This is a genomic window from Streptomyces sp. ADMS (assembly GCF_033441795.1).
Classification (GTDB): domain Bacteria; phylum Actinomycetota; class Actinomycetes; order Streptomycetales; family Streptomycetaceae; genus Streptomyces.
The window spans coordinates 36231-54685 of record NZ_JAVFVX010000055.1; the positions used below are offsets into that span (position 1 = coordinate 36231).

Annotated in this window: 15 protein-coding genes and 3 pseudogenes; 12 read left to right on the forward strand and 6 right to left on the reverse strand. The window is 70.3% G+C overall.

Features of this window, described 5'->3' with window-relative positions; translation table 11 throughout:
* Nucleotides 1-136 precede the first annotated feature (136 nt).
* The 3 genes from cmk (at nt 137) to der (ending at nt 3052) form a co-directional block, all read left to right on the forward strand.
* The gene (gene cmk / locus RB628_RS23510; RefSeq protein ID WP_318322499.1) at nt 137-814 is read left to right on the forward strand and encodes a (d)CMP kinase; all 678 of its coding nucleotides are present in this window, start codon (nt 137-139) and stop codon (nt 812-814) included.
* Nucleotides 815-879: 65 nt separating this feature from the next.
* Nucleotides 880-1497, forward strand: coding sequence for a lysophospholipid acyltransferase family protein (locus RB628_RS23515; protein ID WP_412180711.1), 618 nt, complete (start codon nt 880-882; stop codon nt 1495-1497).
* Nucleotides 1498-1579: 82 nt separating this feature from the next.
* Nucleotides 1580-3052: a ribosome biogenesis GTPase Der gene (gene der / locus RB628_RS23520; RefSeq protein WP_318322501.1), complete on the forward strand. Its 1473-nt coding sequence runs from the start codon at nt 1580-1582 to the stop codon at nt 3050-3052.
* A 73-nt stretch (nt 3053-3125) separates the two neighbouring features.
* Here der and RB628_RS23525 read toward each other — a convergent pair whose 3' ends face one another.
* Together RB628_RS23525 and RB628_RS23530 are read right to left on the reverse strand one after the other, a co-directional pair.
* Nucleotides 3126-3617: a hypothetical protein gene (locus RB628_RS23525; protein WP_318322502.1), complete on the reverse strand. Its 492-nt coding sequence runs from the start codon at nt 3615-3617 to the stop codon at nt 3126-3128.
* 181 nt (nt 3618-3798) lie between these two features.
* Nucleotides 3799-4572, reverse strand: a complete 774-nt coding sequence (locus RB628_RS23530; protein WP_318322503.1) for a hypothetical protein — start codon at nt 4570-4572, stop codon at nt 3799-3801.
* Nucleotides 4573-5112: 540 nt separating this feature from the next.
* On the opposite strand from RB628_RS23530, the gene RB628_RS23535 reads away from it, so the two are divergent.
* The 4 genes and pseudogenes from RB628_RS23535 (at nt 5113) to RB628_RS23550 (ending at nt 7942) form a co-directional block, all read left to right on the forward strand.
* The gene (locus RB628_RS23535; RefSeq protein ID WP_318322504.1) at nt 5113-5805 is read left to right on the forward strand and encodes a transglycosylase family protein; all 693 of its coding nucleotides are present in this window, start codon (nt 5113-5115) and stop codon (nt 5803-5805) included.
* Between the two features lie 197 nt (nt 5806-6002).
* Nucleotides 6003-6284 (forward strand): annotated as a pseudogene (locus RB628_RS23540) (amino acid ABC transporter substrate-binding protein); the annotation flags it as partial.
* 46 nt (nt 6285-6330) lie between these two features.
* Complete coding sequence (locus tag RB628_RS23545) at nt 6331-7329, forward strand: YafY family protein (RefSeq protein WP_318322505.1); 999 nt, start codon at nt 6331-6333, stop codon at nt 7327-7329.
* Nucleotides 7330-7729: 400 nt separating this feature from the next.
* Nucleotides 7730-7942 (forward strand): I78 family peptidase inhibitor, encoded by a 213-nt coding sequence (locus RB628_RS23550; RefSeq protein WP_318322506.1) that lies wholly within the window; start codon nt 7730-7732, stop codon nt 7940-7942.
* A 25-nt stretch (nt 7943-7967) separates the two neighbouring features.
* Here RB628_RS23550 and RB628_RS23555 read toward each other — a convergent pair whose 3' ends face one another.
* On the reverse strand, nt 7968-9002 hold the full coding sequence (locus tag RB628_RS23555) for a phosphatase PAP2 family protein (RefSeq protein ID WP_318322507.1): 1035 nt from the start codon (nt 9000-9002) through the stop codon (nt 7968-7970).
* Nucleotides 9003-9223: 221 nt separating this feature from the next.
* Nucleotides 9224-10378 (reverse strand): mannosyltransferase family protein, encoded by a 1155-nt coding sequence (locus RB628_RS23560; protein WP_318322508.1) that lies wholly within the window; start codon nt 10376-10378, stop codon nt 9224-9226.
* A 256-nt stretch (nt 10379-10634) separates the two neighbouring features.
* Between RB628_RS23560 and RB628_RS23565 the strand changes: the two genes are divergently transcribed.
* Both RB628_RS23565 and RB628_RS23570 read left to right on the forward strand, forming a co-directional pair.
* Nucleotides 10635-12242 carry an MFS transporter gene (locus RB628_RS23565; RefSeq protein WP_318322509.1) on the forward strand — a complete coding sequence of 536 codons (1608 nt, stop codon included), beginning with the start codon at nt 10635-10637 and terminating at the stop codon, nt 12240-12242.
* 674 nt (nt 12243-12916) lie between these two features.
* Nucleotides 12917-14113 carry an acyl-CoA dehydrogenase family protein gene (locus RB628_RS23570; protein WP_318322510.1) on the forward strand — a complete coding sequence of 399 codons (1197 nt, stop codon included), beginning with the start codon at nt 12917-12919 and terminating at the stop codon, nt 14111-14113.
* Nucleotides 14114-14151: 38 nt separating this feature from the next.
* Here the strand turns inward: RB628_RS23570 and RB628_RS23575 are convergent, their stop codons facing one another.
* Both RB628_RS23575 and RB628_RS23580 read right to left on the reverse strand, forming a co-directional pair.
* Nucleotides 14152-14592 (reverse strand): cell division protein SepF, encoded by a 441-nt coding sequence (locus tag RB628_RS23575; protein WP_105972698.1) that lies wholly within the window; start codon nt 14590-14592, stop codon nt 14152-14154.
* Between the two features lie 503 nt (nt 14593-15095).
* On the reverse strand, nt 15096-15533 hold the full coding sequence (locus tag RB628_RS23580; RefSeq protein WP_412180710.1) for a transporter substrate-binding domain-containing protein: 438 nt from the start codon (nt 15531-15533) through the stop codon (nt 15096-15098).
* A 280-nt stretch (nt 15534-15813) separates the two neighbouring features.
* On the opposite strand from RB628_RS23580, the pseudogene RB628_RS23585 reads away from it, so the two are divergent.
* The 3 genes and pseudogenes from RB628_RS23585 to RB628_RS23595 form a co-directional block, all read left to right on the forward strand.
* Nucleotides 15814-16630: pseudogene (locus RB628_RS23585) on the forward strand (DUF1684 domain-containing protein).
* Between the two features lie 203 nt (nt 16631-16833).
* Entirely contained in the window at nt 16834-17742 is a 909-nt protein-coding gene (locus RB628_RS23590) for a S1 family peptidase (RefSeq protein ID WP_318322511.1), read from the forward strand.
* A gap of 204 nt (nt 17743-17946) precedes the next feature.
* Nucleotides 17947-18455: pseudogene (locus tag RB628_RS23595) on the forward strand (SPFH domain-containing protein); the annotation flags it as partial.

Sequence of the window (18455 nt, forward strand, 5' to 3'; positions counted from 1 at the left end):
CCTGAAGGGGCCGCGTCCTCGAACGCCGGACGGGCTGACTGCGTGCGGCCGGAAGAGTGACCCGCACCCAGTAACCTTGTCCGGGGCACCAACCGGCCCCACCCCACCACCCCGGACCAGGAAAGGTGCCTCCACAGTGGATCGCGCCGCAGTGATTGTCGCCATTGACGGGCCCTCCGGCACAGGCAAGTCGAGCACGTCGAAGGCCGTTGCCGCGCAACTCGGGCTGAGCTACCTGGACACCGGGGCCCAGTACCGGGCGATCACCTGGTGGATGGTGAACAACGGGATCGACCTCACGGACCCCTCCGCGATCGCCGCCGTGGCCGGCAAGGCCGAGATCGTCTCCGGCACGGACCCGCAGAACCCGACGATCACCGTGGACGGCACCGACGTCGGCGGTCCGATCCGCACCCAGGAGGTCACCTCCAAGGTCAGCGCGGTGAGCGCCGTACCGGAGGTGCGGGCCCAGATCACCGAGTTGCAGCGTTCCATCGCCGCGGCCGCCGAGAAGGGGATCGTCGTCGAGGGGCGGGACATCGGGACGACCGTGCTCCCCGACGCCGACCTGAAGATCTTCCTCACCGCGTCCCCGGAGGCGCGTGCCGCCCGGCGCAGCGGTGAGCTGAAGGGTGCCGACGTCAACGCCACCCGTGAGGCGCTGCTGAAGCGGGACGCCGCCGACAGCAGCCGCAAGACCTCGCCGCTCGCCAAGGCGGACGACGCGGTGGCGGTCGACACGTCCGAGCTGACCCTCCAGCAGGTCATCGAGTGTGTTGTCACCCTCGTCGAGGAGAAGCGGGACGCGAGGTGAGCGACCCGTCGAAGGCCCCGTCGAAGCGGGGCGCCGAGGTCGGGCGGCGCATCGGCGTCGGCCTGATGTACGGGCTGTGGAAGCCGCGCGTCCTGGGCGCCTGGAAGGTGCCCGTGAGCGGGCCGGTGATCCTCGCCGTCAACCACTCCCACAACATCGACGGGCCGATGGTCATCGGCGTGGCGCCCCGTGCGTCGCACTTCCTGGTCAAGAAGGAGGCGTTCATCGGGCCGCTCGCCCCCTGTATGCGCGCCCTCGGCCAGGTGGAGGTGGACCGCTCGACGGCCGACCGTACGGCGATCACCAACGCCCTGGGTGTGCTGGCGAGCGGCGGGGTGCTCGGCATCTTTCCCGAGGGCAGCCGGGGCGAGGGTGACTTCGCCTCGCTGCGGGCCGGGCTCGCCTACTTCGCGGTGCGCAGTGGGGCTCCCGTCGTTCCGGTGGCCGTTCTGGGAAGTACCGACCGGCCCGGACGGTTGATAAAGGGGCTGCCTCCGCTGCGCAGCCGCGTCGACGTGGTCTTCGGTGACCCGTTCGAGGCGGGCGACGGCACCGGGCGGCGTACGCGCACGGCGCTGGACGAGGCGACCGTACGCATTCAGAAGCAGCTCACCGCGCACCTGGAGAACGCCAGACGGCTCACCGGCCGTCTGGAAAACGCCGGGCGCCTCGCTGAGCGCTGAGAGACACTTGAGTACTTGAGTAGTGGATCACCCGATAACGGGGGGTTCCACCGATCACCACGATGAACGAGGTACGGACTTCATGAACGACCACATTCCCTCCGAGGGCTCGGGAGAGTACGAGCACGGAGAGCTTGGCGATGCCGAGTACGCGGAGTTCATGGAGCTCGCCGCGGTGGAGGGCTTCGACATCGAGGATGTCGAGGGCGCGATCGACGAGGCGGGGCACGGTCCGCTGCCCGTTCTCGCCGTCGTCGGGCGGCCGAACGTCGGCAAGTCGACGCTCGTCAACCGCATCATCGGGCGCCGTGAGGCCGTCGTCGAGGACAAGCCCGGTGTCACCCGCGACCGCGTCACCTACGAGGCCGAATGGGCCGGGCGGCGCTTCAAGATCGTCGACACCGGCGGCTGGGAGCAGGACGTCCTCGGTATCGACGCCTCAGTGGCCGCGCAGGCCGAGTACGCGATCGAGGCGTCCGACGCGGTCGTCTTCGTCGTCGACGCCAAGGTCGGCGCGACCGACACCGACGAGGCGGTCGTCCGGCTGCTGCGCAAGGCCGGCAAGCCCGTCGTCCTGTGCGCCAACAAGGTCGACGGGCCGAGCGGCGAGGCCGACGCCACGTCCCTGTGGGCCCTCGGGCTCGGCGAGCCGCACCCCGTCTCCTCCCTGCACGGCCGCGGCACCGGCGACATGCTGGACGCCGTCCTGGAGGCGCTGCCCGCGGCGCCCGCGCAGACCTTCGGCGCCGGGGTCGGCGGCCCGCGCCGCATCGCCCTCATCGGCCGCCCGAACGTCGGCAAGTCCTCGCTGCTGAACAAGGTGGCGGGACAGGAGCGCGTCGTCGTCAACGAGATCGCGGGCACCACCCGTGACCCGGTCGACGAGCTCATCGAACTCGGTGGCGTCACCTGGAAGTTCATCGACACGGCGGGCATCCGCAAGCGCGTCCACCTCCAGCAGGGCGCCGACTACTACGCTTCGCTGCGTACGGCCGCCGCCGTCGAGAAGGCCGAGGTCGCGGTCATCCTGATCGACGGCTCCGAGAACATCTCCATCCAGGACCAGCGGATCGTCACCATGGCCGTCGAGGCGGGCCGTGCGATCGTCCTCGCCTACAACAAGTGGGACACGCTCGACGAGGAACGCCGCTACTACCTGGAGCGGGAGATCGAGACCGAGCTCGCCCAGGTGGCGTGGGCGCCGCGTGTCAACGTCTCGGCGCGTACCGGCCGCCACATGGAGAAGCTGGTCCCCGCGATCGAGGCCGCCCTCGCGGGCTGGGAGACCCGGGTTCCCACGGGTCGGCTGAACGCCTTCCTCGGTGAGCTGGTCGCCGCCCACCCGCACCCGATCCGGGGCGGTAAGCAGCCGCGCATCCTGTTCGGCACGCAGGCGGGCACCAAGCCCCCGCGGTTCGTGCTCTTCGCCTCCGGCTTCATCGAGGCGGGTTACCGCCGCTTCATCGAGCGTCGCCTGCGCGAGGAGTTCGGCTTCGACGGCACGCCGATCCACATCTCGGTGCGGGTACGTGAGAAGCGCGGCAGGAAGAAGTAGCGGCGGTACGTCCGTCGCGCATGACTGAGGGCGGCTCCCATGGGAGCCGCCCTCAGTCATGCGCGGGTGGTGGTCACAGGCCCCGGCGCGGGCCCGGTGGCAGCGCCGCCGGGATGTGGGTCATTCCGGTGTAGTGCTGCTGCCGGGCGCCCGTCTGCCATACGGCGGTCGGGGTGGCCGTCTGCCTTTGCTGCGCGTCGAGTTGGCCGACCCGCTGCCAAACGGACGGCTGCGCGCCGCCCTGGCTGCCCTGAGTGCCGTTGCGCGCGCTGAACGCACCCGCGCTGTAGGCGCTGTACGAGCCCGAGCTGTGCGAACCGAACGTGCTCGACCCGTGCGAGCCGCCGAACGGGGGGAGGCCGTTCGGGCCGGCCCCGAAGGCCGCGAAGTTCAGCGCGTCCTCGCCGCTGCGGTCACCCGGCAGCGAGCGGAAGGACTTGCCGTACTCGGCGTAGAGCGCGTCGTAGATCGGCGTGGCCGATGGGCCGCTGGGGTAGTCCTGGGCCGACCGCACGGACGGGACCGACTGATAGGACTGGCGGCGGGTGACGTCGTAGGTGTGCACGTACGTCCAAACGACCCCACCGCCCAACGGATGCGGCCGACGTCCGGGTTTGCGGGCAACGGAAGGGCGAGCCGGAGCGTGCCGGGCGCGTGGAGCGCCCAGAGGGGGCGCGGGGAAATGCGCGACCAGCCACACTCAACCGTTGAGTCGCCGACATGCCGAACCGCCCCTGGTCTGTTGCTCACGTGCCCGCCAGAGGCAACGCGCTGGCGACCAGCTTTCCGTTGCCCGCCGCCTTGTCCAGCGCGTCCCGGAGCAGGTCCTCGCGGGGCTGGCGGCCGATCGAGCCGACCGGGGCCGCGAACATCAGCACCTGCTGGTGCTTGTTGGCGGCGGCGCGCCAGCTCTCGGTGACCTGGAGCGGCTGGTGAGCCTGCCACCAGGCCACCGCGGAGCCGCCGTTCGGCCCCGGCTGGAGTACGGCGTGCAGCTGGCCCGCCGCGAGCAGTACCGACCAGCCGTGGAGCACGGGCGGCACCTCCCTCAGTTCGGGCAGCGGCATGAAGCCCTGCTCGATGAGGAGCGGCAGGAAGTCGTCGCCGGCGCCGGTCGCGCCGGGGCGGACGATCGGGGCGGTCGGTTCCACGACCAGGGCGGGGTGCAACTCGCCCTCGATCAGGACGAGTCCGCTGGTGACGCCCAGTACGGCCTGCTCGGGTGCGGCCATGGGGGCCTCCTCATCGGCGTTGATGGAGCGGACCGCGCCCTGGAGCTGCTCCTCGGTGACCTGGACGACCTGCGAGGGCAGGCAGCCGGCGTGGGCGAAGGCGAGTACGGCGGTCTCGTCCCCGATGAAGAGGACGGTGCTGGTGCGCTCCTGGGCGGAGTCGCCCGGCGTGCGGCAGGACGTGCAGTCGTAACTGCCCGGGGCGTTGTCGCCGGCGAGCAGGCGGTCGGCTTCTTCGTCGCCGATCTCGGCGCGGACCTGGTCGCTGACATCGAGCATGCGCGGCACGGGTGGCTCCCTCGGGATGCGGTGCGTGGCGAGACCGGGTCGCTCCCGGCCGGTGAGCCCGGACAGTCCGGGCTCATGAAGATGACAACGGGCGATCTGTGGCGGGAGTCACGCTGCACGGCGCACGGAATCGAACCAACCTGCGCGCTCGGTCACGCTGGGTGCGGAATTGGACACTCCATGTCAAGTAACGGACAGGTTACGGAAGTTGGTTCGGTGAACTGACTCACAGTTTGTCCGAGGAGCTGGTCGACAAATCATGAAATGAGCGCATGAAGTGGGTGGCCTGAATTCGCCGATACCTGCGGTAACCATGAACTGGCCTGGGGCAACAGGGAGTTGGTTGATAACGGCTCGTCAGGCTCCATAGATTCCTCCGCCGTGTGCAGCGAGCACCGCTCGGGTACGTCCGTTGGCCGCGCAGAACCAGACACCGCGCAGCAATACCGCCGACGGACGGGGCGGAGCGTGCCGACCGCGTTTCCGCGCGGCCGACGCGCCCCGGTCAGGGGGAGCCCGGGTCCGTAGAGAGGGATCTACATGTCCGAATGTGCCGACAGTTACACCCGCAAGTCGCGCAAGACGGCCGTCCTCGCCGGGGCGGCACTGCTCGCCCCGCTCGGGCTGCTGGCCACGGCCGGCAACGCCACGGCAGCCGACAGCGGGGTGTGGGACCGCATCGCCCAGTGCGAGAGCGGCGGAAACTGGCACATCAACACCGGCAACGGCTACTACGGCGGACTCCAGTTCTCCGCCGGCACCTGGCGCGCCTACGGCGGCACGGCCTACGCGGCCACCGCCGACGGGGCCAGCAGGGCCCAGCAGATCGCCGTCGCCACCAAGGTCCAGGGCGCCCAGGGCTGGGGCGCGTGGCCGACCTGTTCGGCGCGCGCCGGAGCCTCCGGGAGCGCTCCCGCCGTATCGGGCACCGACTCGGGCTCCGGTTCGGCCTCCACCAAGTCGACGAAGAAGTCGGCCAAGCCGTCCACCGGGCAGTCGGCCGGGAACGCGACCGGTTCCGGCGAGTCCGCCGCGTCCAAGGCACCGGAACGTTCACCGGCCCACACCGGGCGCAGCTCCTCCCGCGGTGACTACACCGTCCGCGCGGGCGACACCCTGAGCGGTATCGCCGCCCGGTACACGACCACCTGGCAGCACCTCTACGCCGCCAACAAGGCCGTCATCGGCGACAGTCCCGACCTGATCGTGCCCGGTCAGAGGCTCGACATCTGAGCCGCTCCCCCCGCCTCGTGCACGGTGCCCCACCCGGCCTGCGACCGGGTGGGGCACCGGCGTCCGCAGCCGTGCAGGTCACGCCGACGGGCCCGCCGGTTCGGCCGCCTCCCCGCTGAACGTGACCGCGCCCCGGCGGAGTTCGTACACGAGAGCGCGGCGGCCGTGCCAGCCGGGCGCCGGCGCCAGACCGTGCCGGCCGATCGCCGGCCAGGTGGTTCACGGAAGCCGCCCGGGGCCTGTGCGGAAGCCGGAACGGGCGCACGCGCGCGCGTGTCGACGGCTTCATGAACCGCAGCGAGGGATACACGGCCGGCGGTCTGCTGGTTCCGGTGCGCTTCGAGCGGTCGGCCCGGCCCCCGACGTCGCGCCGGACGTGTCCGCCGGTGGCCCGGTGGCAGGACGGCAGGGGATGGATCTCCCCGGGCGACATGTACGCCGACTGCTTCGACGTACCGCAGCTGGCGTACCGGCCATGACAGTTGAGGACTGTAGTTGTCCGCGACCGCTGGCAGACTCGCCTCCATGTTGGAGACCTCGGCACGTCTGCTGCGCCTGCTCTCGCTGCTCCAGGCCCATCGCGAATGGTCCGGCGCCGACCTGGCCGACCGCCTGAAAGTGACACCACGTACCGTCCGCCGGGACGTGGACCGGCTGCGCGAGCTCGGCTATCCCGTGCACGCCAGTCCGGGCACCGGCGGCGGCTACCGGCTCGGCGCCGGGGCCGAGCTGCCGCCGCTGCTGCTGGACGACGACGAGGCGGTCGCCGTGGCGGTCGGGCTGCGCACCGCCGCCGGGCAGGGCATCGAGGGCATCGGCGAGACCTCCGTACGGGCACTGGCCAAACTGGAACAGGTGCTGCCCGACCGGCTCCGCCGACGGGTCGGGGCCCTGAACGCCTTCACCGTGCCGATGCTGCACGGGCCACACTCCTCCGTCGTCGACCCGGCCGTCCTCACCGGACTCGCCCACCTCTGCCGGGACACGGAGCGGCTGCGCTTCGAGTACCGCGGACACGACGGGTCCGTGTCCCGCCGTACGGTCGAACCGCACCGACTGGTGTGCACCGAGCGGCGCTGGTACCTGGTCGCCTGGGATGCCGACCGCGCCGACTGGCGTACGTTCCGGGTGGACCGCATCACACCGAAGCCGCCGCACGGCCCGCGCTTCGCCCCTCGTACGCCCCCTGCCGACGATCTCGCCGCCTATGTCTCCAAAGGAGTGTCCACGCGCGCGTACGCCTCGCACGCCGTCGTCCGGCTGCTGGTGCCCCTCGCGGAGGCCGCCGAGCGGATCTCGCCCTCCGCGGGGACGCTGGAGCCGGACGGCGAAGAGGCCTGTCTGCTGCGCACCGGGGCCGCGAGCCTCGACGTGATGGTCATCCACGTCATGCTGATGGGCTTCGAGTTCGAGGTGCTGGAGCCCGTGGAGCTCGTCGACGTGATCAGGGCCGCCCGGGACCGGCTGTCTCGCGCGGTGGAGCGGTCGCCCCGTACGGAAAGCGGTTCGGGGGCAGCGTCATGAACAGGTGTTGCGGGGGTTGTGTGGGGAACTCGTGGGTGTTTTATATGTTCTGTCGTCAGGCTGGTGGCCGGGACGCGTGGCATCAGCACGTATGACGCGTGTAAGAAACGCGTAAGGCGCAGCGGTCGGGGTGCCCGGCGTAATTCGTTCTCCCGGGGTCGGCCTTCCGGCCTCCTCGATCGGGGTTTATCGGGGGCCCCGGAGAGGTGGCGAATTACGTTCGAATGGCTGCGGGAAGTATGGGTGACTGCGCCTTCCTCATGCCGTGCGCGTGATGACTGTCCGTCGACGCGGGTGTCGTGATCTTGTGACAGAAGCGTGACCGGAGTCGTACCGAGCGATGCAGGGTGGCGGGGGTCTGGGCTTCCCCGGCTGCCGGTGGGCGCCTACGGTGACGGGCATGGCATCGATTCCCAGGCCCGAAGAACCTCAGGACAGTCCGGACACCTACGTCGGCCTCGACTCGGCGCGGGCCGAGCGGCGTGCCCGGGAGCGTGGCTGGTCGGTGGTGCGGTCGCTGCCGCCCGGGGCGATCATCACCATGGAGTACCGCTCGGGGCGGCTCAACTTCGAGGTCGCCAACGGCACGGTGACGCGCTGCTGGAAGGGCTGAAACCGTTCGGCATGCCCCCACCGGCTCAGCTGTTGCCGGGCAGGGGGCGTGCCGTCTGGGTGCCTGTGCCGCGCGGGGCGCGGTCCGCGTGCGGTGGGCGGCGGCTGCCGGCCGGGGTGACCGGCGTGCGCTCCGAGCGGCTCGCGTGCGGGCCCGGGGTGAGATGGGCGGGGTGGGCGGGCGCCCGGGACGAGCGGGCCGCCGGAGCGGTGTTCTCGCGGGCCGCGGCCTCTTCCTCGGCGGTCGCGTGCGGACCGAGGAGCGTGGGCGTGCGGACCCGGGCCGGGGCGGGCGCGGGGAGGGTGCCACGGGCGCGCCGGCGGTCCCGCAGGCTCAGGATCCAGGTCTCGGTCCGGGTGATCAGAGGCTCGCACCACGGCAGCGCCAGGAGGACCAGCAGACCCGCGACCCAGCCCAGGATGACATCGCTCAGCCAGTGCGTACCCAGGTAGACCGTGGTGAGGCCGACGCCGAGCGACATCAGTGCCGAACTGGCGGACAGCCAGCGCCTCGCCCGCGGGGTCGCCGCCAGATAGGCCAGAATGCCCCAGGTCACCACGGCGTTCGCGGTGTGACCGCTGGGAAATATATCCCCGCCCATACCCATCTCGTTCGAACCGATGGTGGTCGCGTAATGGGGCCCGAGGCGGCCCATGCCGATCTTGGCGGCACCGACCGTGACGTTGAGCAGCAGCAGCGCCGCGCCGAACACGAGCAGCGGGCGCAGGGTGTGCTGACGCCAGGCGCGCCAGCCCAGCCAGGCCGAGATCATCACGGCGGTGGGGCCGCGCTGGCCGAGCACCACGTAGTAGTCGAGGAACGCGTGAATCTCCGGCCACTGCTGGTAGGGCCGGAAGAACATGACCTGCCAGTCGAGCCGGACCAGCCACGAGGTGATGACTACGGCCCACACGGTGGAGAGGTAGAAGACCAGGGTCGCCACAATGAGCACGATCCTGTGCCGGCTCATCCTCGGCACATCGAGGGTCGGCCGTCCCGGTTCCCGGTCCAGCCTCGCGAACACCCGGTCCAGACGGGCGAGGTTTCGTTCGGTACGCACGTAATCGACGTTACAGCGAGTGAGCTCAGGTCTCCGCCCAATCCACGGCTTTGTAATGACGATGTGATGTGGGATTCCTCTCAGGGCGATGTTTAATTCCCGGAATCCCTATTCGGCGGCCCGCCCTACCCTCATTTCCATTGATCATGCGGCAGCGCTGTTTTATGGCTCTTTCGAATTAGTTCACCCGGCGGTTGTCCGGAATTCATCCGAAGGCCGGTTCAGGGCGGACCGGAGCCGTTCAGCCAGAACGCCCCGTAGACCGCCGAGGCCACCGCGACCACCCCGGTCACCAGCGCCGACCGGGGTGTACGCAGCCGGGCCAGGGCCAGGGCGAGGGGCAGCAGCAGAGGGAAGGCGGGCAGCAACAGGCGAGGCTTCGAGCCGAAGTAGCTCGACGCGCACAGGGCGAGCACGGTGACGGCACCGGCGTACACCAGCAGCGGAAGCGGCTGGAGCTGCCGAACGCAGATGACGTACAGCCGGATCAGCAGGCCCACACCGGCGATCAGCGCGACCCCGGCCAGTGCCGACGGGAACGACGTGAACTTGTCTGCGACGAAGCGGGCGAAGGCGGCCCCGCCGTCGAAACCGTTGCGCCAGCCGGCCTGGACGTCGAGGTAACCCAGGGGGCCCTTGCCGGTGCGGTGGCCGACCCACAGGACGTATCCGGCGGCGCCCAGCGGCGCGATCAGCATGGCCAGGGCGCGTCGCCGGACGGGTGCGGTGCGCGGATCGGGCGCGCCCCGGTCCCGTACGAACGAGGCAATGGCCGCCGCCCACACCGCGGCCACCACCGCCAGGCCCACCGGGCGGGTCAGGCCCGCCAGCAGGGCCAGGGTGCCCGCGGTCAGCCAGCGGCCGGTGAGGACCGCGTACAGGGACCAGGCGGCCAGGGCCGTGAACAGTGACTCGCTGTACGCCATCGACTGGACGATCCCGACCGGCAGCACCGCCCACAGCAGGACGGCGTACACGGCCGCCCGGCGTCCGTAGACGTGATCCGCGACCGCGAACACCCCCCACGCGGCGGCGAGTGACGCGAGGGCGCTCACCGTGAAACCCGCGTCCGCGTACGACATCGGGGTCACGGCTGCCAGGAGTCGCTCCAGCCAGGGGAGCAGCGGGAAGAAGGCGAGGTTCGAGTGCACGTCGCCGTTGACGAGGCGCACCTCGTAGCCGTAGCCGAGTTCGGCGACGCGCGTGTACCACAGCGAATCCCAGCGGGCCGTCAGCAGCTTGTACGCGCTCTTGTCCCGCGCCGCGCTCCACACGGCCAGCACGACCAGGCCCAGCACGCGGACGGCCGCGTACCCGAGAAGGGCGGGCGCCGCACGGCGGAGCGTGGGGGGCGGGCGGGTTGCAAGATCTGTCACCGGTCGATTATCGAGGGCGTGTGGAAGAGGAGCGGGCGCGGAGGCGGGCGGCCCGCCGGGTTCGTGGTGTTCGCCACAGGGGTTCCGACGGCGGGGGAGAGGTCCGCCACGTTTCGCCGCTGCGGACTCGCGTACGCTGTCGGACCACTCGCTTTTCGCCGCGCGGACTGAGGACAACCGCTCCTCCTCAGCCGGAGCCCCGGGGAGTCCCCACCCCGCGGACCGCCGAACGCGAGGGAATCTTGGAGGTACGTACATGTCCGGGACGACCACGGCTGCCGCTGCGCTGCGCCGTCGGGCGGCCGGGGCGAGCGCCAACCGCTGGGTCGTCCTCTTCGTCCTCTGTACGAGCCTGCTGCTCGTCGCGGTCGACGCGACCGTACTGCACGTGGCGGTGCCCGCCGTCAGCGAGGATCTCCGGCCCGGTGCGATAGAGCTGCTCTGGATCGTCGACATCTATCCGCTGGTCTGCGCCTCGCTGCTGATCCTTTTCGGCACGCTGGGCGACCGTGTCGGCCGCAGACGGATTCTGCTCCTCGGGTACGCGCTCTTCGGTGTCGCATCCGGCATGGCCGCCCTCGCCGACAGCGCCCCGGTACTGATCCTGGCGCGGGCGCTGCTGGGCGTCGGCGGCGCGATGATCATGCCCGCGACGCTCTCGATCCTGCGCGAGGTCTTTCCCGACCGGCGCGAACGGGCGGTGGCGATCGGTGTCTGGAGCGCGGTGGCCGCGGTGGGCGCTGCGGTCGGTCCGCTGCTCGGCGGCTTCCTGCTGGAACACTTCTGGTGGGGCTCGGTCTTCCTCGTCAACATCCCATTGATGCTGGTCAGCCTCCCGATCGGCCGGCTGCTGCTGCCCGAGTCGCGCGGTGAGCGGGTCGAAGGCCCGTGGGACGTGGTCGGCGCGCTGACGGCGGCGGGCGGGCTGTTCGGTGTCGTGCTGGGGGTGAAGCGGCTGGGCGGCGGGGAAGGGGCGGGGAACTGCCTGACGGTCGTGCCGCTGGTGGCGGGCGCGGTACTGCTGGTGGTGTTCGTACGGCGGCAGCGGCGGCGTACGCATCCCCTGGTGGACCTGCGGATGTTCGCCCGGCCGGCGTTCAGTACGTCCGTCGGGTGCATCGTGCTGGCGATGCTCGCGCTGGTCGGCCTTGAGCTGATCGCGGCTCAGTATCTCCAGCTGGTGCTGAAGCTCTCGCCGTTGGAGACGGGGCTACGGCTGCTGCCACTGACGGTGGCGGCGATGGCGGCCGGGCTGGCGGGGGCGCGGCTGCTGCGCCGGTTCGGGCCGCGGGCGATGGTGTGCGCCGGGTTCTGTCTCACGGCGGCGGCGGTCACGCTGCTGACGGCGATGGGCGGCGAGGACAACGCGGGGCTGTTGCTGTCGGGGTTCGTACTACTGGGCTTCGGCCTGGAGACGACGCTTTTCGGGGCGTACGAGTCGATGCTGAGCGAGGCTCCGGCTGCGCAGGCGGGCGGGGCGGCGGCGATCGGTGAGACGTCGTACCAGTTGGGCGCGGGGATCGGTATCGCGCTTCTGGGGAGCGTGATGAACGCGGCGTACGCGCCGGGGGTGGGGTCGGTGCCGGGGGTTCCGGCGTCGGCGTCGGCTGCGGCGGAGCATTCGCTGGGCGAGGCGTACGAGGTTGCCGGGCGGCTCGGGGGGTCGCCCGGAGTTGCCCTGCGGGCGGCGGCTCAGGACGCGTTTGTGCACGGGCTGCATGTGACGTTGGTGGTGAGCGCGGGGTTGTTGCTGCTGGGGGCGGTGATGGCGTTGCGGTTGCCGCGGGTGATGCAGTGCGAGGGGGACGGAGCGGCTGCGGTGCCTGGTCCTCGGGAGGTCGAGGGGTCCCGCGTCTCGGTGTGAACGCCGGGCATCTCCCACCCACGCACCACCCGTGACGGTCATCTGGAGGGGTGGACGTCGCCTGTGGGGGTGCGGGAGCGTCGGCGGGTGACGGGTGACGGGTGACGGGTGACGGGTGACGGGTGACGGGTGGCGGGTGGCGGGTGGCGGGTGGCGGGTGACGGGTGGCGGGTGACGGGTGACGGGTGACCGGTGGCGGGTGAGGGGTGAGGGGTGGCGGGTGACCGGTGGCCGGTGGTGGCGGGTGAGGGGTGGCGGGTGGCGGGTGAGGGGTGGCGGGTGGCCGGTGGTGGCCGGTGGTGGCCGGTGAGGGGTGAGGGGTGAGGGTGAAGAGTGGCCGGTGGCCGGTGCGGGTGCGAAGTTGGGTGTACGAGGGTGGGCCGTTGTCTTGGGTGGGCGGACCGCTCGGCCTCGTTGCCGCCGACGATGCATGTACCCCCACTGGAGACGCCCACCTCGCAGGTGACAGCCACGGGCGGGCGGGGTGGGAAAGGCTGTGACGGGCAGGCGCCGACGGCGGGTTCGCCCCGCGGGCGACGTGAGCCTGTCGACGGGGTCGCACGGGCGGGCGGGTGGGTGAAAGCCTGCTGGACGCGCGGCACGCTCCGTCGTACCGTCGGGACCTGTGTCGTAACTAGCGCCGCTAGTTTAAACGAGTTACCGGAGGGCTCCCTGTGGCCGAGTTCGCGAAGCTGCCCCCTTTCGACCCCGCCGACCCTCTCGGCCTCGACGACCAGCTGAACGCGGAAGACCTGGCGATCAGGGACACCGTGCGGACCTGGGCGGCCGATCGCGTGCTGCCCCATGTCGCCGGGTGGTTCGAGGAGGGTGAGCTGCCGGACATCAGGGGTCTCGCCCGCGAGCTGGGCGGCATCGGCGCCCTCGGGATGTCCCTCAACGGGTACGGTTGCGCCGGCGCGTCCGCCGTGCAGTACGGCCTCGTCTGCCTGGAGCTGGAGGCCGCCGACTCCGGCATCCGCTCCCTCGTATCCGTACAGGGCTCGCTCGCCATGTACGCCATCCACGCCTTCGGCAGCGAGGAGCAGAAGCAGTACTGGCTGCCGGACATGGCCTCCGGCGAGGTCATCGGCTGCTTCGGGCTGACCGAGCCCGACCACGGCTCCGACCCCGCAGGCATGCGTACGTACGCCAAGCGCGACGGCGGCAGCGGCGACTGGGTGCTGAGCGGCCGGAAGATGTGGATCACCAACGGGTCCGTCGCCGGCGTCGCCGTCGTATGGGCGCAGACCGACGACGGCATCCGCGGGTTCGTCGTACCCACCGACACCCCCGGGTTCTCCGCGCCCGAGATCAAGCACAAGTGGTCCCTGCGCGCCTCGGTCACCAGCGAGCTCGTGCTGGACGACGTAAGGCTGCCGGCGGACGCCGTGCTGCCCGAGGTCAGCGGACTCCGCGGTCCCCTCGGCTGTCTCTCGCACGCCCGCTACGGGATCGTGTGGGGTGCCATGGGCGCGGCCCGGTCCTGTTTCGAGGCCGCTGTCGACTACGCGAAGACGCGCGAGCAGTTCGGGCGGCCCATCGGGGGGTTCCAGCTCACCCAGGCCAAACTCGCCGACATGGCGGTCGAACTGCACAAGGGGATTCTGCTCGCCCATCATCTGGGGCGGCGCATGGACGCCGGCCGCCTGCGTCCCGAGCAGGTCAGCTTCGGCAAGCTCAACAACGTGCGCGAGGCCATCGACATCTGTCGTACGGCCCGGACGATCCTCGGTGCCAACGGGATCTCGCTCGAATACCCGGTGATGCGGCACGCGGCGAACCTGGAGTCGGTGCTCACGTACGAAGGCACCGTCGAGATGCACCAGCTGGTGCTGGGCAAGGCGCTCACCGGACTTGACGCCTTCCGCTGACCTGAACAACGGACGGCGGGGCCGGTGAGCGGCCTTGCTCAGCTCTGGTTGAAGAAACCGTCCGCCCGGTGCGGCTGGGCCTCTCCGCTGACGATCTCCGTGTCGGCCGGGGTCAGCAGGAACACGCGGTTGGACACCCGCTCGATCGAACCGCGCAGACCGAAGATGAGGCCTGCCGCGAAGTCGACGACGCGCTTGGCGTCGGCGGGCTCCATGGCCGTGAGGTTCATGATGACCGGGACGCCGTCCCGGAAGAGCTCGCCGATGGCGCGGGCGTCCCGGAAGCTGTCCGGGGTGACCGTGCCGATCCGGCGGCCCTTCTCCTCGGCGACCTCGCCCGCGACCTTGACCCGGGGGTCCGTGACCCAGGCATCCCCGGGCTGCTCGGTCCCTTCGGAGTAGTCGTCGTCGTAGTAACGCTCGTCATCGTTGTCGTCGACGAGGCCAAGCCAGGCACTTGCCTTGCGTACCGATCCCATGGACGCCTCCTCTCACAGCGGTCTTTCATGCTTTCCGCATCCCTATGGTCATCCATGATGCGGATGGCGCGCCAAGTGAATAGACGCCGCGCGGGGGTTTCGTGACGGTACTGGTGCACAACCATTTCGTCGAGAGCCCCCGCGCCGCAAGGGTCTTACCGTGTACGACTGCTGACTGAGAGTGAAATATGATTCTTCGTGGCGTATGGGTGAGCGTTGGGACGTATGGGTGAATGGGCGTCCTGCCCGCATTCCTGACGGAGACTCAGTCACGGTCACCGGATGCCCGCTCGCGTCCGGATCAGACCTGACGGAAAGTCAGCCGCTGGTCTCCGGCGGCGAGATCTGCGTTTTCCCGCTCGCCGAGCCCGTCGTGTCCCGCTTCCGGAGAATCCTGTCGTACGTCCCGTCGGCGATGAGCCTGTTCACCGCGGCCTGGGGGGCGGGGGCCAGTTGCGTGCCCTTCCTGAAGGCGAAGCCGACGTCCGGGCGGTGGAACTCGTTCAGAACCTCACACCTTGCTGCCGGGTGACCGCGTAACGCAGGCCGTTGATCGTCGACATCGCGATGTCGCTGCGGCCCTGCTGGAGCGAGGATCGGTTGGCTCCCTGTTCGTTGTGGGTCCGCATCTTGTACGCTTTTCTGTCCGCGTCCGGGCAAGCGTGCGCGTTCTCCTCCGGCGTCGCCTCGAAGGTCGCCCCCGCGTCGGTCGCCACATTCAGGCCGCACGGCTGAGCGAGGTCCGTGATCTTCGTCGGCCTGCTGTCCTTGCGCGTGGCGAAGCCCTGGCCGTCGTTGATCCGGGTCGCGAAGTCGATCGTCTCGCGACGCTCGTCCGTGACAGCGAAGTTGCTTGCCCCGAAGTCGTACCTGCCGCTGTCCAGCGCGTCCCGGGTCGCCTCGAAACCGGCCGGCTCCCGCTTCGGCTCGATGCCGGGCACCTTGGCCGCGGCGTCCGCGAAGTCGACATCATGGCCGCCAGTGTCCTGTCGTCCCCCAGGTACTGCTCCAGCATCGGAGCCTGTTCCGCACCTTCTGTCCGGGCCGCACTCCCAGGGAGCACCTGGGACTGGGCGAACCCGTATGGACGGGCTGGCTGAGCGGCCCGCCGGCAAAGATGACATACAGGTTGTGCACCGCCCGCGCACAGAACGCGTGGTCCGGGCCGTGCGCCGACGGCGGCGCACAAGTCGTTTCCAGGGAGTGAGCTGGAGTGGGGTCATGACGGCGGGTGTGTCCGAAGCGTGGCAGGAGTGGCGTGAACGGCGCATCGAGACGGTGTCGGCGCCCTACGGCCCCCTCTCGCCCGTCGGTGCGCACTGGATCGAGGACTTTCCGGACGGTCGACTTCCAGCCATCCCCGGCCGGTGGACGGCCGACGGCGACGGGGTCGCCCTGGCCGCCGCAGTCGCGGGCGGGCTGACGCTCGACGGCGAGCCCTTCGCCGGGGAGGTCCGGCTGACCGCCGACCCCGGTCCGGCGGCAGTGGCCAGGGCCGACCTGGGCGAGCGACGCCTGGTCGTACTGGTGTGCGAGGGTAGCTCGGGTGTACGGGACTTCGGTCCTGTCGCCGGGACGCGCAGGGCGTTCAACGGCGTCGAGGGCACCCCGTACGACCCTCGCTGGTCGATGCCCGGCAGGTTCGCGCCGTACGACGGGAGGCGCACCGTGCGCGTCGCGAACTCGGACGGACGGGAGTGCGGACTCGGGCGCGGCGGTGAAGTGGCGTTCTCGCTCGGCGGACAGGAGCCGGTGCTGCGCGTGACGGTCGAGGGGCACGGGCGCGCTCTGGGCCGTATCCGCCGACTCGGCCAGCGGCGACGGCAGTTGCCGCTGTCGATTCCTGCGCCCTGCGGCTCTGGACGCCGAGGGGCGTACGACGGTGGACTTCAACCGGTCCCTGCTTCCACCGTGTGCGTTCGCCGACCATTTCGTCTGCCCCTTTCCCCCGCCGGGCAATACGCTGGGCGTCGCGACAGCCGCAGGGGAGCGCAGTCCTCGCCGGCGCACCGAGTTCCGCCCGGAGGCTGTTCCTTGATCAACTCCTCCGGGTCGTACGGGGGTTGAACAACGTGAGGCCGAAAGGCGCCCTTGCGTCGGCCGGTCGTACCACCGAATACTCCCACCCAGCGCTTGTCAGGGTCACGGCATGTTCGGAATCCGGACATCTTGGTCCCCGACTGCGCCTCACGGGCCCCGACCCCACGCGGGCCCCCGACTTCCCATGTGGAGGAACGACAAGTGAGGATCAAGCGCACCACCCCCCGCAGTGGCATCACGAGACGGACCCGGCTGATCGCCGTCAGTACCGGACTCGTGGCCGCCGCCGCCGTCTCGATCCCCAGTGCGACCGCCGCCGACGTCACCACCTTCAGCACCGCCCAGCTCGGCAAGGCGAGCAGCTCGGTGCTCAAGGCCGACATCCCGGGCACCGCCTGGGCCGTCGACGCCAAGACGAACCGCGTCGTCGTCACCGTCGACAGCACGGTCTCCAAGGCGGAGATCGCGAAGATCAAGCGGCAGGCGGGCACCACCGCCGACGCCATCACCATCAAGAAGACCCCGGGCAAGTTCAGCAAACTGATCTCCGGCGGCGACGCAATCTATGCGAGTAGCTGGCGCTGCTCCCAGGGCTTCAACGTCCGCAGTGGCTCCACCTACTACTTCCTGACCGCCGGTCACTGCACCGACGGCGCGGGCAGCTGGTGGTCCAACTCCGGTCGTACGACGCTGCTCGGCGCGACCGCGGGCTCCAGCTTCCCGACGAACGACTACGGGATCGTCAGGTACGCGACCAGCTACCCGACGGGCTCGATCTCGGGCACCGTCGGCAGCGTCGACATCACCAGCGCCGCCACTCCGTCCGTGGGCACCACGGTCATCCGTCGCGGTTCCACCACCGGCACGCACAGTGGCCGGGTCACCGCGCTGAACGCGACCGTCAACTACGGCGGCGGCGACGTCGTCTACGGCATGATCCAGACCACGGTCTGTGCCGAGCCCGGCGACTCCGGCGGCCCGCTCTACTCCAGCGGCGGCGTCGCCTACGGTCTGACCTCCGGCGGCAGTGGCAACTGCTCCTCCGGTGGCACGACCTTCTTCCAGCCCGTCACGGAGGCCCTGAGCGCCTATGGCGTCAGCGTCTTCTAGGGCCGGTCACGGCACCATCGGTTTCCGCACGGCCTGACCTGCAGCCGGCAGCAGCAGGAGAGCCCCCGTACGCAACTCGCGTGCGGGGGCTCGCCCTTGTCCGCCCGGCGGAGTTACCTTCGGAGTGCAGGAAGAAGTACGGGAAGCGTCGGCAGTACGGGAAGTCTCCCCTGCACGCGCCCACTTCGGACCCTGGGGGCCGGCATGGTCGAGGAGCTGGTGACGGCGGGAGTCGCTGTCGCGTCCGCCGGAGTCATGTACGTGGCGGCCGCGGCGAGGGTCGTCAAACAGTACGCGGGGTGTGGTGTTCCGGCTCGGCCGACTCACGTCGAATGTGCGCGGGCCCGGGTTCACCGTGATCGTGCCCTTCGTGGACAAGATCCGCAAAGTCAACATGCAGATCGTGACGATGCCCGTGCCGGCCCAGGAGGGCATCACCCGGGACAACGTCACGGTCCGGGTCGACGCGGTCGTCTACTTCAAGGTCGTCGACGCGGCCGATGCGGTCGTTCAGGTCGAGGACTACCGGTTCGCCGTCTCGCAGATGGCGCAGACCTCGCTGCGTTCGATCATCGGCAAGAGTGATCTGGACGACCTGCTGTCCAACCGGGAGAAGCTCAACCAGGGGCTGGAGCTGATGATCGACAGCCCGGCGATCGGCTGGGGCGTGCAGATCGACCGGGTCGAGATCAAGGACGTCTCCCTGCCGGACA